The sequence below is a fragment of the Amycolatopsis sp. WQ 127309 genome (assembly GCF_023023025.1).
Lineage (GTDB): Bacteria > Actinomycetota > Actinomycetes > Mycobacteriales > Pseudonocardiaceae > Amycolatopsis.
Genome location: NZ_CP095481.1, coordinates 5545769 through 5564518 on the forward strand (window position 1 = coordinate 5545769; position 18750 = coordinate 5564518).

Annotated in this window: 11 protein-coding genes; 10 read left to right on the forward strand and 1 reads right to left on the reverse strand. The window is 71.9% G+C overall.

Features of this window, described 5'->3' with window-relative positions; genetic code table 11:
• Positions 1-5 precede the first annotated feature (5 nt).
• Together MUY22_RS26215 and MUY22_RS26220 are read left to right on the forward strand one after the other, a co-directional pair.
• Positions 6-389, forward strand: a complete 384-nt coding sequence (locus tag MUY22_RS26215) for a VOC family protein (RefSeq protein WP_247063521.1) — start codon at positions 6-8, stop codon at positions 387-389.
• A gap of 128 nt (positions 390-517) precedes the next feature.
• Positions 518-1300 carry a hypothetical protein gene (locus tag MUY22_RS26220; RefSeq protein ID WP_247063523.1) on the forward strand — a complete coding sequence of 261 codons (783 nt, stop codon included), beginning with the start codon at positions 518-520 and terminating at the stop codon, positions 1298-1300.
• On the opposite strand, the gene MUY22_RS26225 is transcribed toward MUY22_RS26220, so the two are convergent.
• Positions 1278-2732 (reverse strand): amino acid permease, encoded by a 1455-nt coding sequence (locus tag MUY22_RS26225; protein WP_247064127.1) that lies wholly within the window; start codon positions 2730-2732, stop codon positions 1278-1280. The two genes, MUY22_RS26220 and MUY22_RS26225, sit on opposite strands and share 23 nt — an antisense overlap.
• A gap of 145 nt (positions 2733-2877) precedes the next feature.
• On the opposite strand from MUY22_RS26225, the gene malQ reads away from it, so the two are divergent.
• From malQ to MUY22_RS26265, 8 genes are all read left to right on the forward strand, one after another.
• Positions 2878-4854: a 4-alpha-glucanotransferase gene (gene malQ, locus MUY22_RS26230; protein ID WP_247063525.1), complete on the forward strand. Its 1977-nt coding sequence runs from the start codon at positions 2878-2880 to the stop codon at positions 4852-4854.
• 86 nt (positions 4855-4940) lie between these two features.
• Positions 4941-7061, forward strand: coding sequence for a glycogen debranching protein GlgX (gene glgX, locus MUY22_RS26235; protein ID WP_247064129.1), 2121 nt, complete (start codon positions 4941-4943; stop codon positions 7059-7061).
• Positions 7058-9334: a malto-oligosyltrehalose synthase gene (gene treY / locus MUY22_RS26240; protein ID WP_247063531.1), complete on the forward strand. Its 2277-nt coding sequence runs from the start codon at positions 7058-7060 to the stop codon at positions 9332-9334. Before glgX (MUY22_RS26235) ends, treY begins: the two co-directional genes overlap by 4 nt.
• Positions 9331-11046 (forward strand): malto-oligosyltrehalose trehalohydrolase, encoded by a 1716-nt coding sequence (gene treZ, locus MUY22_RS26245; RefSeq protein WP_247063532.1) that lies wholly within the window; start codon positions 9331-9333, stop codon positions 11044-11046. Before treY ends, treZ begins: the two co-directional genes overlap by 4 nt.
• Before the next feature lie 70 nt (positions 11047-11116).
• Complete coding sequence (glgX, locus tag MUY22_RS26250; protein ID WP_247063533.1) at positions 11117-13264, forward strand: glycogen debranching protein GlgX; 2148 nt, start codon at positions 11117-11119, stop codon at positions 13262-13264.
• A gap of 258 nt (positions 13265-13522) precedes the next feature.
• The gene (locus MUY22_RS26255) at positions 13523-15505 is read left to right on the forward strand and encodes an alpha-1,4-glucan--maltose-1-phosphate maltosyltransferase (protein WP_247063534.1); all 1983 of its coding nucleotides are present in this window, start codon (positions 13523-13525) and stop codon (positions 15503-15505) included.
• Between the two features lie 57 nt (positions 15506-15562).
• Positions 15563-17371 (forward strand): maltose alpha-D-glucosyltransferase, encoded by a 1809-nt coding sequence (treS, locus tag MUY22_RS26260; protein WP_247063535.1) that lies wholly within the window; start codon positions 15563-15565, stop codon positions 17369-17371.
• Positions 17372-17376: 5 nt separating this feature from the next.
• Positions 17377-18750 (forward strand): phosphotransferase, encoded by a 1374-nt coding sequence (locus MUY22_RS26265; RefSeq protein ID WP_247063536.1) that lies wholly within the window; start codon positions 17377-17379, stop codon positions 18748-18750.

An 18750-nucleotide genomic window follows, 5' to 3' on the forward strand; every position in this document is an offset into this window, starting at 1 on the left:
CGGCCATGCGAATCAAGCACCAGGTGGTCACGTTCGACGCGGCGGACCTCGCGGCCGAGAGCCGGTTCTGGGCGGGCGTGCTCGACGGCGAGGTGGACGAGGACGGCGACTGGCACATGGTGCTGGTGGCCGGCGCCCCGCGGGTCGGCGTGCAGCTCGCCCCCGATCACACGCCGCCGCAGTGGCCGGACGGCCCGGCGAAGCAGCAGGTGCACCTCGACCTGTGGGTCGAGGACTTCCCCGAGGCGCACGAGCAGGTCACGGCCCTCGGCGCGACGGTGCTGAAGCCGGCCGCCGGAAACCCGTCCGGAGACGACTACCAGGTGTACGCCGACCCGGCCGGGCACCCGTTCTGCCTGTGCTGGCTGGTCGCCGAGCAGCCCGGCTGAGCTGATCAGGCCGACGTTGCGGGCCGCTCGGCCGGCAGCTCCGCCGATGGGCGCCGGATCGTGCTGGCCGTCATCGGCGCTGACCGGGGATACTCGTGTCCGGCGGCAGGAGGCTACTGAGGGGATCGATGTCTTCGGGGATCGACGGCGGGCAGCTCGACCTGTCCGGGGTGCGGTGGCTGCCGGGCGGGGCCCGGCTGGCCGCGGTCGCCCAGGCGGAGCTGCCGCAGAAGGACGGGCTGGCCGCGGCGTTCTGCGGTCTCGCGGCGCTGCGGGCGGCCGGGGTGGACGTGCTCGACCAGGACGCCGTCGCGGCGGCCGCGGGGACCGTTCGCGGGCCGGCGGTGCGTCCTCCGGGCGAGCCGGGGCGGACCGGCTTCCGGTTGCCGCCGAGAGTCGTCGGCGATCCGCTCGCTGCGGGTACGCGGGTGTCCGCGCTGGCGACGGCCGTGGGGGCGTTGTCCGGCGGTGCGCTGACCGCGGTGCCGGCGGCGGGGGAGTGGACCACCGAGTCGCTGTTCGCTCTGCTGGCCGGGCTGTGGGACCTGTCGCGCGTCGCGGTGATCGCCCGGATCGACGGTGCGGAGCTCGGCGCCGACGACACCCCCGAACGCGCGCTGCTCGACTACCTCGACACCGGCGTCCCGCCACTGTGGACGTCGCGGTGGCGGCCGCCGGGTGGCCACTTCGTGCTCCTGGCGGGTGTCCGGATCGGTGCCGAAGGAACCCTGGTGTCCGTTGTGGACACTTACCCATCCTTGGGGGACAACGGGATCCACGACCAGCCGCTCGAATGGCTCACGGCGGCGCTGGCCGGGCTGGGGGTACTGGTGGTCGTCGACGCGGACCGCGCCGCGGTGGCCCGCGAGGCGGTCCGCGCCGCGGGCCTCACTCCGTCTTCGTGGGATTGACGTCGGGATCACGGTCGGCGTTCCCGGGCGCGAAGCGGGAGTGGCGGCGGCCGTAGGTGAAGTAGATGACCAGCCCGAGCGCCAGCCAGACCGCGAACCGGATCCACGTCAGCACGTTCAGGTTCAGCATCAGGTAGAAGCACGCCGCCGCCGCGACGATCGGGATCACCGGCGAGAACGGCACGGTGAACGGCCGGTCCAGGTCGGGTCGCCGGCGGCGCAGCACCGGGACGGCCACCGCGACGATGATCATCGCCGACAGCGCGCCGATGCTCACCATGTCGGCCAGCTCGGAGATCGGGATGAACGCGGCCAGCACGGCGATCAGCACCGCCCCGCCGATGGTCATCCGGTGCGGGGTGCCCCACTTCGGGTGCGCGGTGCCGAGCTTCTTGGGCAGCAGGCCGTCGCGGCCCATCGCGAAGCCGATCCGGCCGATCGTGACCAGCTCCACCATCATCACCGACGTCAGGCCGGTCACCGCGCCGAGCGAGATGAGCGCGCCGACCCAGTGCTGGCCGACCTTGTCGAACGCGTCGGCCAGCGGCGCGCCCGTGTCGATGTCGGTGAAGGGGATCATCCCGGTGAGGACGATCGAGACGCCGATGTAGAGCACCGCGCAGACGGCCAGCGCGCCGAGGATGCCGACCCGCAGGTCCTTCTTCGGGTTCAGCGTCTCCTCGCCGAGGTTCGCGAGCGCTTCGAAGCCGGTGTAGGCGAAGAAGACCACGGCGGCGGCGGTGATCATGCCGGCGATGCCGTACACGGACTGCTCCAGGCCGAGCGCCGCCTGCACGATCGGCTGCTCCAGCACGCTCGACCCGCCCTCGGGCGGCTTCGCCGTCGGGATGAACGGCGTCAGGTTCGAGCCCTTGACGAAGAACAGGCCCACGGCGAGGACCAGGACGCAGACGGCGACCTTCACGCACACCAGGAGGTTAGTCAGCCAGGCCGACTCCTTGATCCCCAGCACGGCGACCACGGTCAGCACGGCGATGATGGCGACGGCGCCGACGTTGACCTTCGCGTCCTCGCCGAACCAGTCCGGCGACAGCCCGAGCAGGTTCGCCAGGTAGCCGGACCAGCCGCGGGCGACCACGGCGGCGCCGAGCGCGAACTCGAGCAGCAGGTCCCAGCCGATGATCCAGGCGAAGATCTCGCCGAGCGTGGCGAAGGCGTACGTGTAGGCGCTTCCCGCCGTCGGGACGCTCGACGCGAGCTCGGCGTAGCAGAGCGCCGCCAGCCCGGCGACGGCGGCGCCGAGCACGAACGAGAGCGTCACCGCCGGCCCGGCGTGCGTCTTCGCCTCGACGCCCGCGAGGGTGAAGATGCCGGTCCCGATGATGATCCCGATGCCGAACCCGATCAGGTCGCGGCCGCGCAGCCGCCGTTTGAGCTCACCCGAGTCCTGGCGCTTCAGGACCTCGTCCACGTTCAACGTTCTCCGCACACCCATGAAGAGAAGTTAGAAGGTCACGAGCCTTTTCGCAGATCGGCAGGAAGCAACCGCCGCCGGTGCCGAGTGATGTCGGCGGGTGCGGATGGCGCGAACGGCCGGGCACCGGAATGCTGTGCCAGTGCCCCCCGAGACGCCCCCCGAAGACCGCCCCGCCCGCAGCCCCCTGCACGAGCTCGCCGACGCCCACGGCATCGCCACCCGGTACGAGAACTCGGACCAGGTGTGGGTCGAGGTGGACGACGACGTCGTCGTCGCCGTGCTGCGGCAGTTCGGGGTCGACGCGACCGGCGCGGACGCGATCGGCGCCGCACTGGCCGCCGTGCGCGATGCCCGGCCGGCGGGCGCGCTGCCGCCGACCATCGTCGTCCGGGAGGGCGTCACCCGGGCGCTCGGCACGGACGCCGAGGTCGTGCTCGAGGACGGCACCCGCCGGCGGGTGCGGGGCGAGCTGCCGGCGGACCTGCCGCTGGGCTGGCACCGCGTGGTCACCGACGGGCAGGACGTCGTGCTCGCCGTCGTCCCGGCGAAGCTGCCCGCCGTCCACCCCGCCTGGGGCTGGATGCTGCAGCTCTACTCCCTGCACTCGGCCGGCTCCTGGGGCATCGGCGACTACGCCGACCTCGCGACGTTCGCGGCCCGCTCCGCCGCCGAGCTCGACGCGGGCGTGCTGCTGGTCAACCCGGTCCAGGCCTTCAGCCCCGCCCACCCCGTGGAGCGCTCGCCCTACTCGCCGGCGAGCCGCCGGTTCGCCAACCCCGTCTACCTGCGCGTCACCGCCACCGAGACCTTCGAGCGGGCCGACGACGCGACGCAGGAGGCCGTCCGCTCGCTGGCCCCGGACCGCGACGGCGAGCTGATCGACTACGACGCCGTCTGGACGGCCAAGCGCGCCGCGCTCGAGCTGCTCTGGCCGCACCGCGTCGAAGACCTGCCCGAGGACGACGACCTCCGCGGCTTCGCCGTCTTCTGCGCTCTCGCCGAGCAGCACGGCGCCGACTGGCGGGACTGGCCCGAGCCGCTGCGCGACCCGGCCGGCCCCGAAGTCGCCGAAGCGCGCGAAGAGCTGAAGGATCGCGTCGGCTTCTACGTCTGGCTCCAGCACCTCTGCCGCGAGCAGCTGGCCGAGGCCCGCCGCGCCGCGCGTGACGCCGGGATGACCGTCGGGATCGTGCACGACCTGCCGGTCGGCGTGCACCCCGGCGGGGCCGACACCTGGGCCGGGCGCGACGTCTTCGCCGCCGACGTGCGGGTCGGCGCGCCGCCGGACGCCTTCAACCAGCAGGGCCAGGACTGGAACCTGCCGCCGTGGCGGCCGGACAAGCTCGCCGAGGCCGGGTACGCGCCGCTGCGGGACGTCATCCGGGGCGTGCTGCGCTACGCCGACGGCATCCGCGTCGACCACATCGCCGGGCTCTGGCGGCTGTGGTGGATCCCGCCGGGTGAGCCCGCGCACCGCGGCACGTACGTGCACTACGACGCCGAGGCGATGGTCGGCGTCCTGGCGCTCGAAGCGCACCGCGCCGGCGCGGTGGTCGTGGGGGAGGACCTCGGCACGGTCGAGGACGTCGTCACCGAGACGCTGCACGAGCGCGGCATGCTCAGCTCGGCCGTGCTGTGGTTCCAGCGCGACTGGGACGAGCCGGGCAAGCCGTTCACCCCGCCCGCGGAGTGGGACCCGGACGCGATGGCCAGCATCTCCACGCACGACCTGCCCACGGTGGCCGGCTGGCTGGCCGCCGAGCACGTCCGGGTCCGCGCCGAGCTGGGGCTGCTGGACCGCGGCGTCGAGGCCGAACGCGCGGCCGCCGCGGAGGAACGTCAAGCCCTGTGGGAACTCCTTGCCCGGGAAGGGATCCCGGACGACGACCCGGTCGTCGCGCTGCACACGCTGCTGGCCTCGGCCGCGTCCCGCCTGGTGCTGACCTCGCCGGCCGACGTCGCGGGCCAGGTGCGGCAGCCGAATCTGCCGGGAACCATCGACCAGTACCCTAACTGGCGGATTCCCCTTCCCGTCAGCGTCGACGGCTTCTTCACCGCGAGGGGAGTGCGCGCCGCGGTGGCGCCGCTGGCCGCGGCGCGTCCGTTGCCCGGATAACGGGTATACGGCAGCGCACGACCCCCTGTGATGAGCGTCCGCGAGTGCGGACGCCCCGGTACCACCCGAAGCTCGAGGAGACACCAGTGCGGCCCTGGCCCGGAACGCCCTACCCGCTCGGCGCCACCTACGACGGAGTCGGGACGAACTTCGCCCTGTTCTCCGAAGTGGCCGAGCAGGTCGAGCTGTGCCTGTTCGACGGCGAAGGCAACGAGTCGCGGCACGCGCTCGAAGAGGTCGACGGCTTCGTCCACCACGGTTACCTGCTCAACGTCGGCCCCGGCCAGCGCTACGGCTTCCGCGTGCACGGACCGCACGACCCGAGCCGCGGCCTGCGCTGCAACCCGAACAAGCTCCTGATCGACCCCTACGCGAAGGCCGTCTCGCACGGCGTGAAGTGGGACGAATCACTGTTCGGCTACCAGTTCGACAACCCGGAGGAGCGCAACGACGCCGACTCGGCGGGGCGCGTGCCGTACTCGCTGGTGGCGAACCCGTTCTTCGACTGGGGCAACGACCGCCAGCCGCGGCGGCCCTACAACGAGACGGTCATCTACGAGGCGCACGTCAAGGGCATGACGGTGAATCACCCGTTCGTGCCGGAAGCGCTGCGCGGCACGTACGCCGGGATGGCCCACCCCGCCGTGGTCGAGCACCTGCAGAAGATCGGCGTCACCGCCGTGGAGCTGCTGCCGGTGCACCAGTTCGTCTCCGACCACGGCCTGGAGGAGAAGGGCCTCACGAACTACTGGGGTTACAACACGATCGGGTTCTTCGCGCCGCACGACGCGTACGCGGCGATGCCCGGCGAGGGCGGCCAGGTCCAGGAGTTCAAGGGCATGGTCAAGGCCTTCCACGAGGCCGGCATCGAAGTGATCCTCGACGTGGTCTACAACCACACCGCGGAGGGCAACCACCTCGGGCCGACCCTGTCGATGCGCGGCATCGACAACGAGGCCTACTACCGCGTGGTCGAGGGGACGCCCGAGTACTACATGGACTACACGGGCACCGGCAACTCGATGAACGTGCGCAACCCGCACACGCTGCAGCTGATCATGGACTCGCTGCGGTACTGGGTGACCGAGATGCACGTCGACGGCTTCCGCTTCGACCTCGCCTCGGCGCTGGCGCGGGAGTTCTACGACGTCGACCGGCTGTCCACGTTCTTCGACCTCGTGCAGCAGGACCCGATCGTGAGCCAGGTCAAGCTCATCGCCGAGCCGTGGGACGTCGGCCCCGGTGGTTACCAGGTCGGCAACTTCCCTCCCTTGTGGACGGAGTGGAACGGGCAGTACCGCGACACCGTCCGCGACTTCTGGCGCGGCGAGCCCTCGACGCTGGGCGAGTTCGCGTCGCGGATCACCGGCTCGTCGGACCTCTACCAGGACGACGGCCGCCGCCCGTTCGCCTCGATCAACTTCGTCACCGCGCACGACGGCTTCACGCTGCGGGACCTGGTGTCCTACAACGACAAGCACAACGAGGCCAACGGCGAGGACGGCCGCGACGGCGCCGACGACAACCGCTCGTGGAACTGCGGTGTCGAGGGTGAGACCGACGATCCCGAGGTGAACGAGCTGCGCATCCGCCAGCAGCGCAACATGCTCGCCACGGTGATCCTGTCGCAGGGCGTGCCGATGATCCTGCACGGCGACGAGATCGGCCGCACCCAGCAGGGCAACAACAACGTCTACTGCCAGGACTCCGAGCTCGCCTGGATGGACTGGGAGCTGGCCAAGCAGAACGCCGGCCTGGTGCAGTTCACCGGCGGGCTGACGGCGTTCCGGCACCGGCACCCGGTGTTCCGCCGCCGCCGCTTCTTCCAGGGCGGCCCGGTCGGCAAGGGCGACAAGCTCGGCGACATCGCCTGGTTCACCCCGACCGGCGAGGAGATGACCGAGCAGAACTGGGACGACGGCTTCGGCAAGGCCGTCGTGGTCTTCCTCAACGGCAAGGCCATCCCCGACCTCGACCCGCGCGGCATGGCGGTGGAGGACGACTCGTTCCTGCTCGCCTTCAACGCGCACCACGAGGACATCGACGCGACGCTGCCGGGCAACGGCTACGGCGAGGCGTGGACGATCGTCGTCGACTCCGCGACCGGCGAGGTCGAGCCCACGGACGCGGAGCCCATCGAGGGCGGCGGCAAGCTGACGCTGCCCGCCCGGTCCCTGATCGTGCTGCAGCGGACGGAGACGGAATGACGGTTCCGGAGTCGACCTACCGGGTGCAGCTGCGCCCGGAGTTCACCTTCGCCGACGCCGCCGAGCTGACCGGTTACCTGCGCGACCTGGGCATCGGCGCGCTCTACGCGTCGCCGGTGCTCGACGCGACGCCGGGCTCGACCCACGGTTACGACGTCGTCGACCCGACCAGGGCGCGGCCCGAGCTGGGCGGCGAGGAAGCCCGCCAGGAGCTGTCCAAGCGGCTCCGGGAGGCCGGGCTCGGCCTGGTCGTCGACATCGTGCCGAACCACATGTCGGTGGAGACGCCGAAGGTGAACCGCTGGTGGTGGGACGTGCTCACGCACGGCCGCGACTCGGCGCACGCCGCCTTCTTCGACGTCGACTGGGACCGCGGCCCGATCCTGCTGCCGGCGCTGGGCGACGAGGACGCCGTCGGCGAGCTGACCGTCGAAGGCGACGAGCTCGGCTACTACGACCACCGGTTCCCGATCGCGCCCGGCACCGGCGACGGCACGCCGCAGGAGGTGCACGAACGCCAGCACTACCGGCTCGTGGGCTGGCGGCGGGGCAACGCGGAGCTGACCTACCGCCGGTTCTTCGACATCACGAACCTGGCCGCGGTCCGCGTCGAGGACCCGGTGGTGTTCGCCGAGACCCACGGCGAGGTGCTGCGCTGGGTCGCCGACGGCGACGTCACCGGCCTGCGCGTCGACCACCCGGACGGCCTCGCCGACCCGGGTGGCTACTTCCGGCGGCTGCGGGAGAACGCGCCCGGCGCGTGGATCGTCGCGGAGAAGATCCTGCACCCGGGCGAGCCGCTGCCGCAGACCTGGCCGGTCGACGGCACCACCGGCTACGACGCCCTGCGCGAGATCGCCGGGGTCTTCGTCGACGCGGCCGCCGAGCCCGCGTACACCGCGCTGGCGGACGAGCTCGGCGTCCGGACCGGCTACCACGACGTCGAGGCCGAGGCCCGCCGCCTGGTCACCGACCGGATCCTGGTCGCCGAGGTCCGGCGGATCGCGGCGCTGCTGCGGTTCGGCGACGTCGAGGCCGCCCGGGAAGCCGTCGCCGAGACCATGGTGGCGTTCCCGGTCTACCGCTCCTACCTGCCCGAAGGCGAACAGCACTGGGCGACGGCCATCGCCGCGGCCCGGGAAGCCCGGCCCGACCTGGGTGAAGCGCTGGACGCCCTCGACACGCAGGTGCGCGCCGAGCCGGACGGCGAGCTGGCCACCCGGATCCAGCAGACGTCCGGCATGGTCGTCGCGAAGGGCACCGAGGACACCACCTTCTACCGGTACACCCGGTTCGCCGCGCTCAACGAGGTCGGCGGCAACCCGGACCGGTTCGGCCTGGACGTCGAGGAGTTCCACCGCCTCGCCGCCGCGCGCGACGCCGGCCACCCGGCCGCGATGACCACGCTGACCACCCACGACACCAAGCGGTCCGAGGACACCCGGGCCCGCGCGACGGTGCTGGCGGAGCTGCCCGGCGAGTTCGCCGACGCCGTCCGCCGCTGGACCGCGCGCCGGGGGATCGCCGAGCCGTCGCTCAACCTGCTGGCCTGGCAGACGCTGGTGTCGACCTGGCCGATCGAGCCGCCCCGGCTGCGGGACTACCTCGACAAGGCGGCCAAGGAAGCCAAGCTGCGCACCAGCTGGACCGACCACGACGAGGAGTTCGAGAAGGCCGTCGCGGCCTGGCCGGACGACGTCATGGGCGACGCCGAACTGGCCGCCGACGTCGCGGAGTTCGTCGGTCGGATCGAGGGCCCGGGCTGGAGCAACTCGCTCGGCCAGAAGCTGGTGCAGCTGACCGCGCCGGGCGTCCCGGACGTCTACCAGGGCACCGAGCTGTGGGACTTCTCGCTGGTCGACCCGGACAACCGCCGTCCGGTCGACTACGCGGCCCGCCGCGAGATCCTGGCCCGGGTCATCGACGGCGAGCAGCCGGAGATCGACGCCTCGGGCGCCGCGAAGCTGCTGGTGACGCACAAGGCGCTGAAGCTGCGTCAGGAGCACCCCGCGCTGTTCCACGGCTACCGCCCGCTGCGCGCCGAGGGCGTCGCCGCGGACCACGTGCTGGCCTACACCCGCAGCCCCGGCCTGGTCGTCGCCGTGACGCGGCTGCCGATCGGCCTCGCGGCCGCGGGCGGCTGGCGCGACACCGTCCTGCCGCTGCCCGACGGCGTCTGGACCGACGTCCTGACCGGCCGCGACGCCACCCCGGACGTGGCCACGCTGTTCGGCCGCTACCCGGTGGCCCTGCTCGTGCGAGGAGACGCATGACGTTCACCGTGTGGGCCCCGTCGGCCGAGCGCGTCCGCGTTCGGGTCGACGCCGACGTGCACGAGATGACCCGGGGCGAGGGCGGCTGGTGGTCCGCCGAAGCCGAGGGCATCAACTACGCCTTCCTGATCGACGACTCCGACGAGCCGCTGCCGGACCCGCGGTCGCGGTGGCAGCCGCACGGCGTGCACAAAGAATCCCGCGTCTACGACCACGCGGAGTTCGACTGGACCGACGACGCCTGGCACGGGCGGCAGCTGGCCGGCGGCGTCGTCTACGAGCTGCACATCGGCACCTTCACCCCCGGCGGCACCTTCGACGCCGCGATCGACCGGCTCGACCACCTGGTGGAGCTGGGCATCACGCACGTCGAGCTGCTGCCGGTGAACTCCTTCGACGGCACCGCGGGCTGGGGTTACGACGGCGTCCTCTGGGGCGCGGTCCACGAGCCCTACGGCGGGCCGGACGGGCTGAAGCGGTTCGTCGACGCGGCGCACGCGCGCGGCCTCGCCGTGGCGCTCGACGTCGTCTACAACCACCTCGGGCCCTCCGGTGCCTACCTCGACCGGTTCGGGCCGTACTTCGCCGGCCAGAACGACTGGGGACCCGGGCTCAACCTCGACGGGCCGGGTTCGGACGAGGTCCGCCGGTACGTCGTCGACAACGCGCTCGCGTGGTTCCGCGACTTCCACCTGGACGCGCTGCGCCTGGACGCCGTCCACGCGCTGCTCGACCGGCGGGCCGTCCACCTGCTCGAACAGCTCGCCGTCGAGGTCGAGACGCTGTCGACGGCGCTGAACCGGCCGCTGACGCTGATCGCCGAGTCCGACCTCAACGACCCGAAGCTCGTCACGCCCCGCGAGCGCGGTGGTTACGGCCTGCAGGCCCAGTGGTCGGACGACTTCCACCACGCGATGCACGTCCGGCTGACCGGGGAGGACGAGGGCTACTACGCGGACTTCGCCGCGCCGGACGCGCTCCAGCGCGTGCTCCACGACGTCTTCTTCCACGCCGGTACCTGGTCGTCGTTCCGCGAGCGGACCCACGGCCGGCCGGTGGACACCCGGAGCGTGCCCGGCCACCGCTTCCTCGCCTACCTGCAGGACCACGACCAGATCGGCAACCGCGCGGCCGGCGACCGGCTCTCGGCCACCGTGCCGGCGGGCCGGCTGGCCTGCGGCGCGGCCATCCTGTTCTGCTCGCCGTTCACGCCGATGGTGTTCATGGGGGAGGAGTGGGCGGCGAGCACGCCGTGGCAGTTCTTCGCCTCCTTCCCGGACCCGGAGCTGGCCGAGGCGGTCCGCACCGGACGTCGTCGCGAGTTCGCCCGGCACGGCTGGGGCGAGACCGACGTCCCCGACCCGATGGACCCGGCCACGGTCGAGCGCTCGCGGCTCGACTGGGCCGAGGTGGACCAGCCGGAGCACCGGGAGGTCCTCGACCTCTACCGCGCGTTGATCCGGCTGCGCCGCGAGCGGCCCGAGCTGGCCGACCCGTGGACGCCCGACCTGCGGATCGACGCCGCGCCGGACGGGTCGTGGCTGGTGCTGCGGCGCGGCGGGCTGCGGCTGGCGTGCAACTTCGGCCCGGGCGAGGTCACGCTGCCGCTCGGGGCGACGAAGGAGCTGCTCGCCTGGGCTCCGGCCACCTTGGACGGTGGGGCCGCGCACCTGCCGCCCGAGACCTTCGTCCTGGCCGAAACGACACCCTGACGGCGGTTGCCCGGCGGCCACTCGACCGCCGGGCGCGCGCACCCCGGCCGGGATCTGGGACGATTCAGGAATGGCTACCCGACCCTCCGCCGACCACGTCCTCGCCGGACGCCCGTTCCCGCTCGGCGCCCACCCCGAGGCGGGCGGGGTCCGGTTCGCCATCACCTCCGCCGTCGCGGACGCCGTCGACCTGTGCCTGATCGACGCCGACGGCTCGCAGCGGCGGATCGCGCTCACCGAACGCACGTTCGGCGTCTGGCACGGCCTGGTGCCCGGCGTGACGCCCGGGCAGCGCTACGGCTACCGCGTCCACGGGCCCTACGACCCGGCCCGCGGCCTGCGCTGCAACCCGCACAAGCTGCTGCTGGACCCGTACGCCCGGCAGATCACCGGGCAGCTCACCGACCTGACCGCCGCCCAGGGCTTCACCGGCGACCCGGACCGCGGCCCGATGTCCACAGTGGACTCGCTGGGTAGCGTGCCGCTGTCGGTCGTCACCTCGCCCGGCGGCCCGGACACCGGGGCGCACCCGGAGGTGCCGTTCGAGGAGGCGGTGATCTACGAGCTGCACGTCAAGGGCTTCACCCAGCAGCACCCGTTCATCCCCGAGGCGCTGCGCGGCACCTACCTGGGCCTGGCCCACCCGGTGGCCATCGAGTACCTGACCCGGCTCGGCGTCACCTCGGTGGAGCTGCTGCCGGTGCACACCTTCCTCGACGAGCCGTCCCTGGTCCGCGGCGGCCGGCACAACTACTGGGGGTACTCGCCGCTCGGCTTCTTCGCGCCGCACGCGGCCTACGCCAGCGAGCCCGGCCACGAGGTCGAGGAGTTCCGGCTGATGGTGGCGGCGCTGCACGCGGCCGGCATCGAGGTGATCGTCGACGTCGTGTTCAACCACACCTGCGAGGGCGGGCCGGACGGGCCGACGCTGAGCTTCCGCGGGCTCAACGCGCCGGTGTACTACCTGCACACCGACCGCGGCCACATGGCCGACATCACCGGCTGCGGCAACACCCTGGAGGCCGGCTCGCCGACCGTGGTCCGGCTGGTGACCGACTCGCTGCGCTACTGGACGCAGGAACTCGGCGTCGACGGCTTCCGGTTCGACCTGGCCAGCACGCTGGGCCGGCCGCGCGGCGGCGCGTTCGACGCCGCCTCGACGCTGCTCACCGCGATCACCACCGACCCGGTGCTCTCGCGCTGCAAGCTGATCGCCGAGCCGTGGGACGCGACCGGCGAGGGCTACCGCGTCGGCGGCTTCGGCGCCCAGTGGGCGGAGTGGAACGGCCGCTACCGCGACACGATCCGCGACTTCTGGCGCGGCGCGACCGGCGTCCGCGACCTGGCCTACCGGCTGTCCGGTTCGTCGGATCTGTACGACCACAACCTGCGCCGGCCGTGGCAGTCGATCAACTTCATCACCGCCCACGACGGCTTCACGCTGCGGGACCTGGTGTCCTACAACGAAAAGCACAACGAGGCCAACGGCGAGGACAACCGCGACGGCACCAACGACAACCGCTCGTGGAACCACGGCGCGGAGGGGGAGACGGGCGACGCGGAGATCCGCGAGCTGCGCACCCGGCAGGCGCGGAACCTGTTCGCGACGCTGCTGCTGTCCACCGGCACCCCGATGCTCACCGCGGGCGACGAGTTCTGGCGCACCCAGCACGGCAACAACAACGCCTACTGCCTCGACGACGAGACGTCGTGGTTCGACTGGACGCCGGGGGACACCGAGGCCGAGACGATGCTCGCGTTCGCCCGCCGCGTCGTCCGGCTGCGCGCCGGCAGCCCGGCGCTGCGGCAGCCGGAGTTCTTCGAAGGCCGGACCACGCCGACCGGCAAGCCGGACCTGGTCTGGTTCCGCCCGGACGGCGAGGAGTTCGGCGAGAGCGACTGGTTCGCCGACCGCCGCACGCTCGGCATGTGGATCGACGGCTCCAACAGCCAGGCCCGCAACCGCGAGGGCGCGCTGGTGCCGGACCACTCGTGGCTGCTGTGGCTGCACGCGGGCGACGAGCCCACGGACGTCGTCCTGCCGGGCCGCGAGTACGGCGAGACGTTCAAGCCGACCCTCGACACCAGCACCGGCGACGGCAGCCCGGGCAACCCGGGTCCGCTGGAGCCCAAGAGCCGGGTGACGCTCCAGTCCCGTTCCCTGCTCCTGCTGCGCGCCCCGCGCCTGGCGGCCGAACCCCCGGCCGAACCCTACTGACGCGTACCCGAACGGTCGGCTCGCGTACCTGGCGGGTCGGACAGTGAGCCGACTGTCCGGGTACGTGAACCGGCTGTCCGGGTACACCGCCGTCCGGCCGTAACCCGCCGGACATCCGCCGGGAACCTTTGCGCGGAAAGCGTTTCACTCGAACGAGTCTGGGTATTGAACAAGAGAGCCCTGCCTCGATCGTGCGTGATCGAGTCGGGCAGACTGACGACGCCTGCGTCCACACCCATAGATCGAGGGGCGTTGCCCATGACCGGCCGGCTCGGTATCGACGACGTCTCCCCCAGCGTGAGCTGCGGCCGGTATCCGGCCAAAGCCGTTGTGGGGGAACACATTCCCGTCACCGCGACGGTCTGGCGCGAAGGCCACGACGCCGTCGCGGCCACCGTCGCGTGGCGCGGTCCCGGCGACCGCCTGACGCGCCAGGCGCGGATGGCGCCGCGCGGACCCGACCACCCGGACGAGTTCGCCGCGGTGATCGTCCCCGACGTCACCGGGCTCTGGACCTACCGGATCGACGCCTGGAGCGATCCCTGGGCGACGTGGGAACACGCCGTCGAGGTGAAGGTCGCCGCCGGGCAGGGGCCCGCGGACCTGGCCAACGACATCGAGAACGGCGCCCGGCTGCTGGAGCGCGTCTCGCGCCGGCCGGACCGCCGGGCCGAGAAAGCGCTCCTCACCGGCGCGGTCGTCGCGCTGCGCAACGACGAGCTGAGCCTCGCCGAGCGCGTCGGGCCCGCGCTGTCGCCGGAGGTCCGCCAGCTCATGCACGAGTTCCCGGTGCGCGAGCTGATCACCAAGGGCAAGCCGCTCAAGCTGTGGGTCGACCGCAAGCGCGCCGCCTACGGCTCCTGGTACGAGCTGTTCCCGCGCTCCACCGGCGGCCTCGACGCCGAGGGCAAGGCCGTGCACGGCACGTTCACCACCGCCGCGGCCGCGCTCGACCGGGTCGCCGGGATGGGCTTCGACGTCGTCTACCTGCCGCCGATCCACCCGATCGGCCGGGTGAACCGCAAGGGCCCCAACAACACCCTCGACGCCACCCCGGACGACGTCGGCTCGCCGTGGGCGATCGGCGCCGACGAGGGCGGGCACGACGCCATCCACCCGGACCTCGGCACCTTCGACGACTTCGACGCCTTCGTCGCCCGCTCCGCGGAGCTGGGCATGGAGGTGGCGCTCGACTTCGCGCTGCAGGCCGCGCCCGACCACCCGTGGGTGCTCAAGCACCCCGAGTTCTTCACCACCCGGCCGGACGGTTCGATCGCCTACGCGGAGAACCCGCCGAAGAAGTACCAGGACATCTACCCGATCAACTTCGACAACGACCCCAAGGCCGTCTACGAGGAGATGCTGCGCGTCGTCCTGGTCTGGGTCGAGCACGGGGTCAAGGTCTTCCGGGTCGACAACCCGCACACCAAGCCGCCGGACTTCTGGGCCTGGCTGATCCAGTCGGTGAAGGACGCCCACCCGGACGTCCTGTTCCTGGCCGAGGCGTTCACCCGCCCGGCGCGGCTGTGGGGCCTGGCCCGGCTCGGCTTCACCCAGAGCTACACGTACTTCACCTGGCGGACCGGCAAGCAGGAGCTGATCGACTTCGCCGTGGACCTGCGGGACCACTGGAACGAGGGCCGGCCGAACCTGTTCGTCAACACCCCGGACATCCTCCACGAGTCGCTGCAGCGCGGCGGCCCGGGCATGTTCGCGCTGCGGGCCGCGCTCGCCGCGACGATCGCGCCGACGTGGGGCGTCTACTCGGGCTACGAGCTGTTCGAGCACGCCCCGGTCCGCGACGGCAGCGAGGAGTACCTGGACTCCGAGAAGTACCAGCTGCGCCCGCGCGACTTCGGCCGCGCGCTCGCCGAAGGCCGGTCGCTGGAGCCGTGGATCGCGAAGCTCAACGCGGTCCGCCGCGCGCACCCCGCGCTGCAGCAGATGCGCACCCTGCACTTCCACCACATCGACAACGACGCGCTGCTGGCCTACTCCAAACAGGACCCGGCCACCGGCGACACCGTGGTGACGGTCGTGACGCTCGACCCGTACGGGCCGCAGGAAGGCACGTTGTGGCTCGACACCGGCGCGCTCGGGTTCGAGGCGCACGAGCGGCTGATCGCCCACGACGAGGTCACCGGGGACACCTGGGACTGGGGGCAGGCCAACTTCGTCCGGCTCGAACCGTGGCGGGCCGTGGCCCACGTGGTGTCGGTGCGGCGCCGGCTGGCCGGGTAGACGGGAAAACGCGGGAAAGTGCGGGAAGTGCGGGACTTGAGGGACGAGGTGGAACACATGGCGGAGGAGACTCGCCCCGACGCGGCGCTCGGGCTCGAGGGCGTGCCGCACACCGGTGAGGCCATGACGGCCGACGGGATGCTGGTCGAACCCCAGGCCGAGGATTTCCGCTCGGCGCAGCAGGCGCCGAGCAACCCGGCGTGGTTCAAGGGCGCGGTGTTCTACGAGGTGCTGGTGCGCGCCTTCGCCGACTCGAACGGCGACGGCACCGGCGACCTGCGCGGCCTGGCCGGCCGGCTGGACTACCTGGCGTGGCTGGGCATCGACTGCCTGTGGCTGCCGCCGTTCTACGCGTCGCCGCTGCGCGATGGCGGGTACGACATCAGCGACTTCCGCGCCGTGCTGCCGGAGTTCGGCAGCGTCGAGGACTTCGTGTTCCTGCTGAACGAGGCGCACCGGCGCGGCATCCGCGTGATCACCGACCTGGTGCTCAACCACACGTCGGACGCGCACCCGTGGTTCCAGCAGTCGCGCAGCGACCCGGACGGCCCGTACGGCGACTACTACGTGTGGAGCGACGACGACTCCCGCTACGCCGACGCGCGGATCATCTTCGTCGACACCGAGTCGTCCAACTGGACCTACGACCCGGTGCGCGGCCAGTTCTACTGGCACCGGTTCTTCTCCCACCAGCCCGACCTGAACTTCGAGAACCCCGACGTCCAGAACGCCATGATCGACACCCTGCGGTTCTGGCTGGACCTGGGCATCGACGGCTTCCGCCTCGACGCCGTGCCGTACCTGTTCGAGCAGGAGGGCACCAACTGCGAGAACCTGCCGCGCACGCACGAGTTCCTCAAGCGCTGCCGCAAGGTCGTCGACGACGAGTACCCCGGCCGGATCCTGCTGGCCGAGGCGAACCAGTGGCCCTCCGACGTCGTCGAGTACTTCGGCGACCCGGCGGTCGGCGGCGACGAGTGCCACATGGCGTTCCACTTCCCGCTGATGCCGCGGATCTTCATGGCCGTGCGCCGCGAGTCCCGGTTCCCGATCTCGGAGATCCTCACCCAGACCCCGCAGATCCCCGACGGCACCCAGTGGGGCATCTTCCTGCGCAACCACGACGAGCTGACCCTCGAGATGGTCACCGACGAAGAGCGCGACTACATGTACACGGAGTACGCCAAGGACCCGCGGATGAAGGCCAACATCGGCATCCGCCGCCGGCTGGCCCCGCTGCTCGACAACGACCGGAACCAGCAGGAGCTGTTCACGGCGATGCTGTTGTCCCTCCCGGGCTCGCCCGTTCTGTACTACGGTGACGAGATCGGCATGGGAGACAACATCTGGCTCGGCGATCGCGACGCGGTGCGCACACCCATGCAGTGGACCCCGGACCGCAACGCCGGGTTCTCCTCCTGCGACCCGGGCCGGATCTACCTCCCGGTGATCATGGACCCGGTCTACGGCTACCAGGGCCTGAACGTCGAAGCCCAGTCCAACAACGATTCCTCCCTGCTCAACTGGACCCGGCGGATGATCGAGGTGCGCAAGCAGCACCACGCCTTCGCCGAAGGGGAGTTCGTCGACCTCGGCGGCTCCAACCCGAGCGTGCTGGCCTACAAGCGCCAGTGGCGGCGCCCGGACGGCGGTGAGGACACGGTGCTCTGCGTGAACAACCTCTCCCGCTTCCCGCAGCCGGTGGAGCTGGACCTGTCCGCGCACCGCGGGTGCGTGCCGGTCGAGCTGACCGGCGGCGTGCGCTTCCCGGGCATCGGGGAGCTGTCCTACCTGCTGACGCTGCCGGGGCACGGCTTCTACTGGTTCCAGCTGACGACCCCGGGAGACGAAGGCGAAGCGAGGTGAGTTCCGTGTCCGAGACCAGTGAACTGGTCGACGCACTGACCGGCGATCTGGCCCGGTGGCTGCCGGCCCAGCGCTGGTTCGCCGGCAAGGACCGGCCGGTGACCGGTGTCCGGCCGCTCGGCGTGACCGAGCTGGTCGAAGGCGATCCGCAGCTGCTGCACCTGGTCATCGAGGTGATCCAGGGCGACCGCCGCGAGCCCTACCAGCTGCTGGTCGGCCGGCGGACGCACCCGCCGGAGATCGCGTCGGGCAGCTGGATCGTCGCGGGCGGCGACCTGAACGCCTACGAGGCGTCCGCGGACGCGGACCTGACCGGCGTGCTGCTGGACCTGATGGCGAGCGAGGGGCGCGTCGGCGCGCTCGGCTTCGGGCACGAGCCCGGCGTGGAGCTGGAGACCGGGCTGCGCGCCCGGCCGATCTCGTCGGAGCAGAGCAACACCTCGCTGGTCTACGGCGGCCAGTACATCCTCAAGCTGTTCCGCAAGCTGACCCCGGGCCAGAACAAGGACCTGCTGCTGCACCGTGCGCTGCAGAAGGTCGGCAGCAAGCACATCGCGCAGCCGCTCGGTTCGATCACCGGCGACCTGGACGGCGAGCCGACCACGGTCGGCATGCTCCAGCAGTTCATCCCGGACGCGGTCGACGGCTGGGCGATGGCCACCACCAGCGTCCGCGACCTGATGGCCGGCCCGGAGCGGCACGCCGAGGAGGTCGGCGGCGACTTCGCCGGCGAGGCCGAGCGGCTGGGCCGCGCGGTCGCCGAGGTGCACGCGGACCTGGCCGCGGCGCTCGACACCGAGGGTGTCGACGCCGACGAGCTGGACCGCACGATGAAGGCCATGATCGCGCGGCTGGAGACCGTCGCCGGGCAGGTCCCGGAGCTGGCCGCGTACGCGCCGGCGCTGCGGGCGTCGTTCGAGACGCTCCGGACGCTGCCCGCCGACTCGGTCTCGATGCAGTTCATCCACGGCGACCTGCACCTGGGTCAGGTGCTGCGGACGGTCACCGGCTGGCTGCTCATCGACTTCGAGGGCGAGCCCGCGGCCCCGGTCGAGGAGCGGCACGCGCTCAGGTCGCCGTTGCGCGACGTGGCGGGCATGCTGAGGTCGTTCGACTACGCCGCCCAGCAGATGCTGGTCGGGCAGCCGGACGACCCGGAGCTGGCCGAGCGGGCGCAGGAGTGGTCGGCCCGCAACCGCACGGCGTTCTGCGAGGGCTACGCCGCGATCGCGGCGGACCCCCGGGACCAGGGTGAGCTGCTGCGCGCGTTCGAACTGGACAAGGCGATCTACGAAGTGAGCTACGAGTACGCGAACCGGCCCGACTGGCTGGGCGTCCCGCTCGCCTCGATCGCCCGGATCATGCGGGGAGATGGGTGA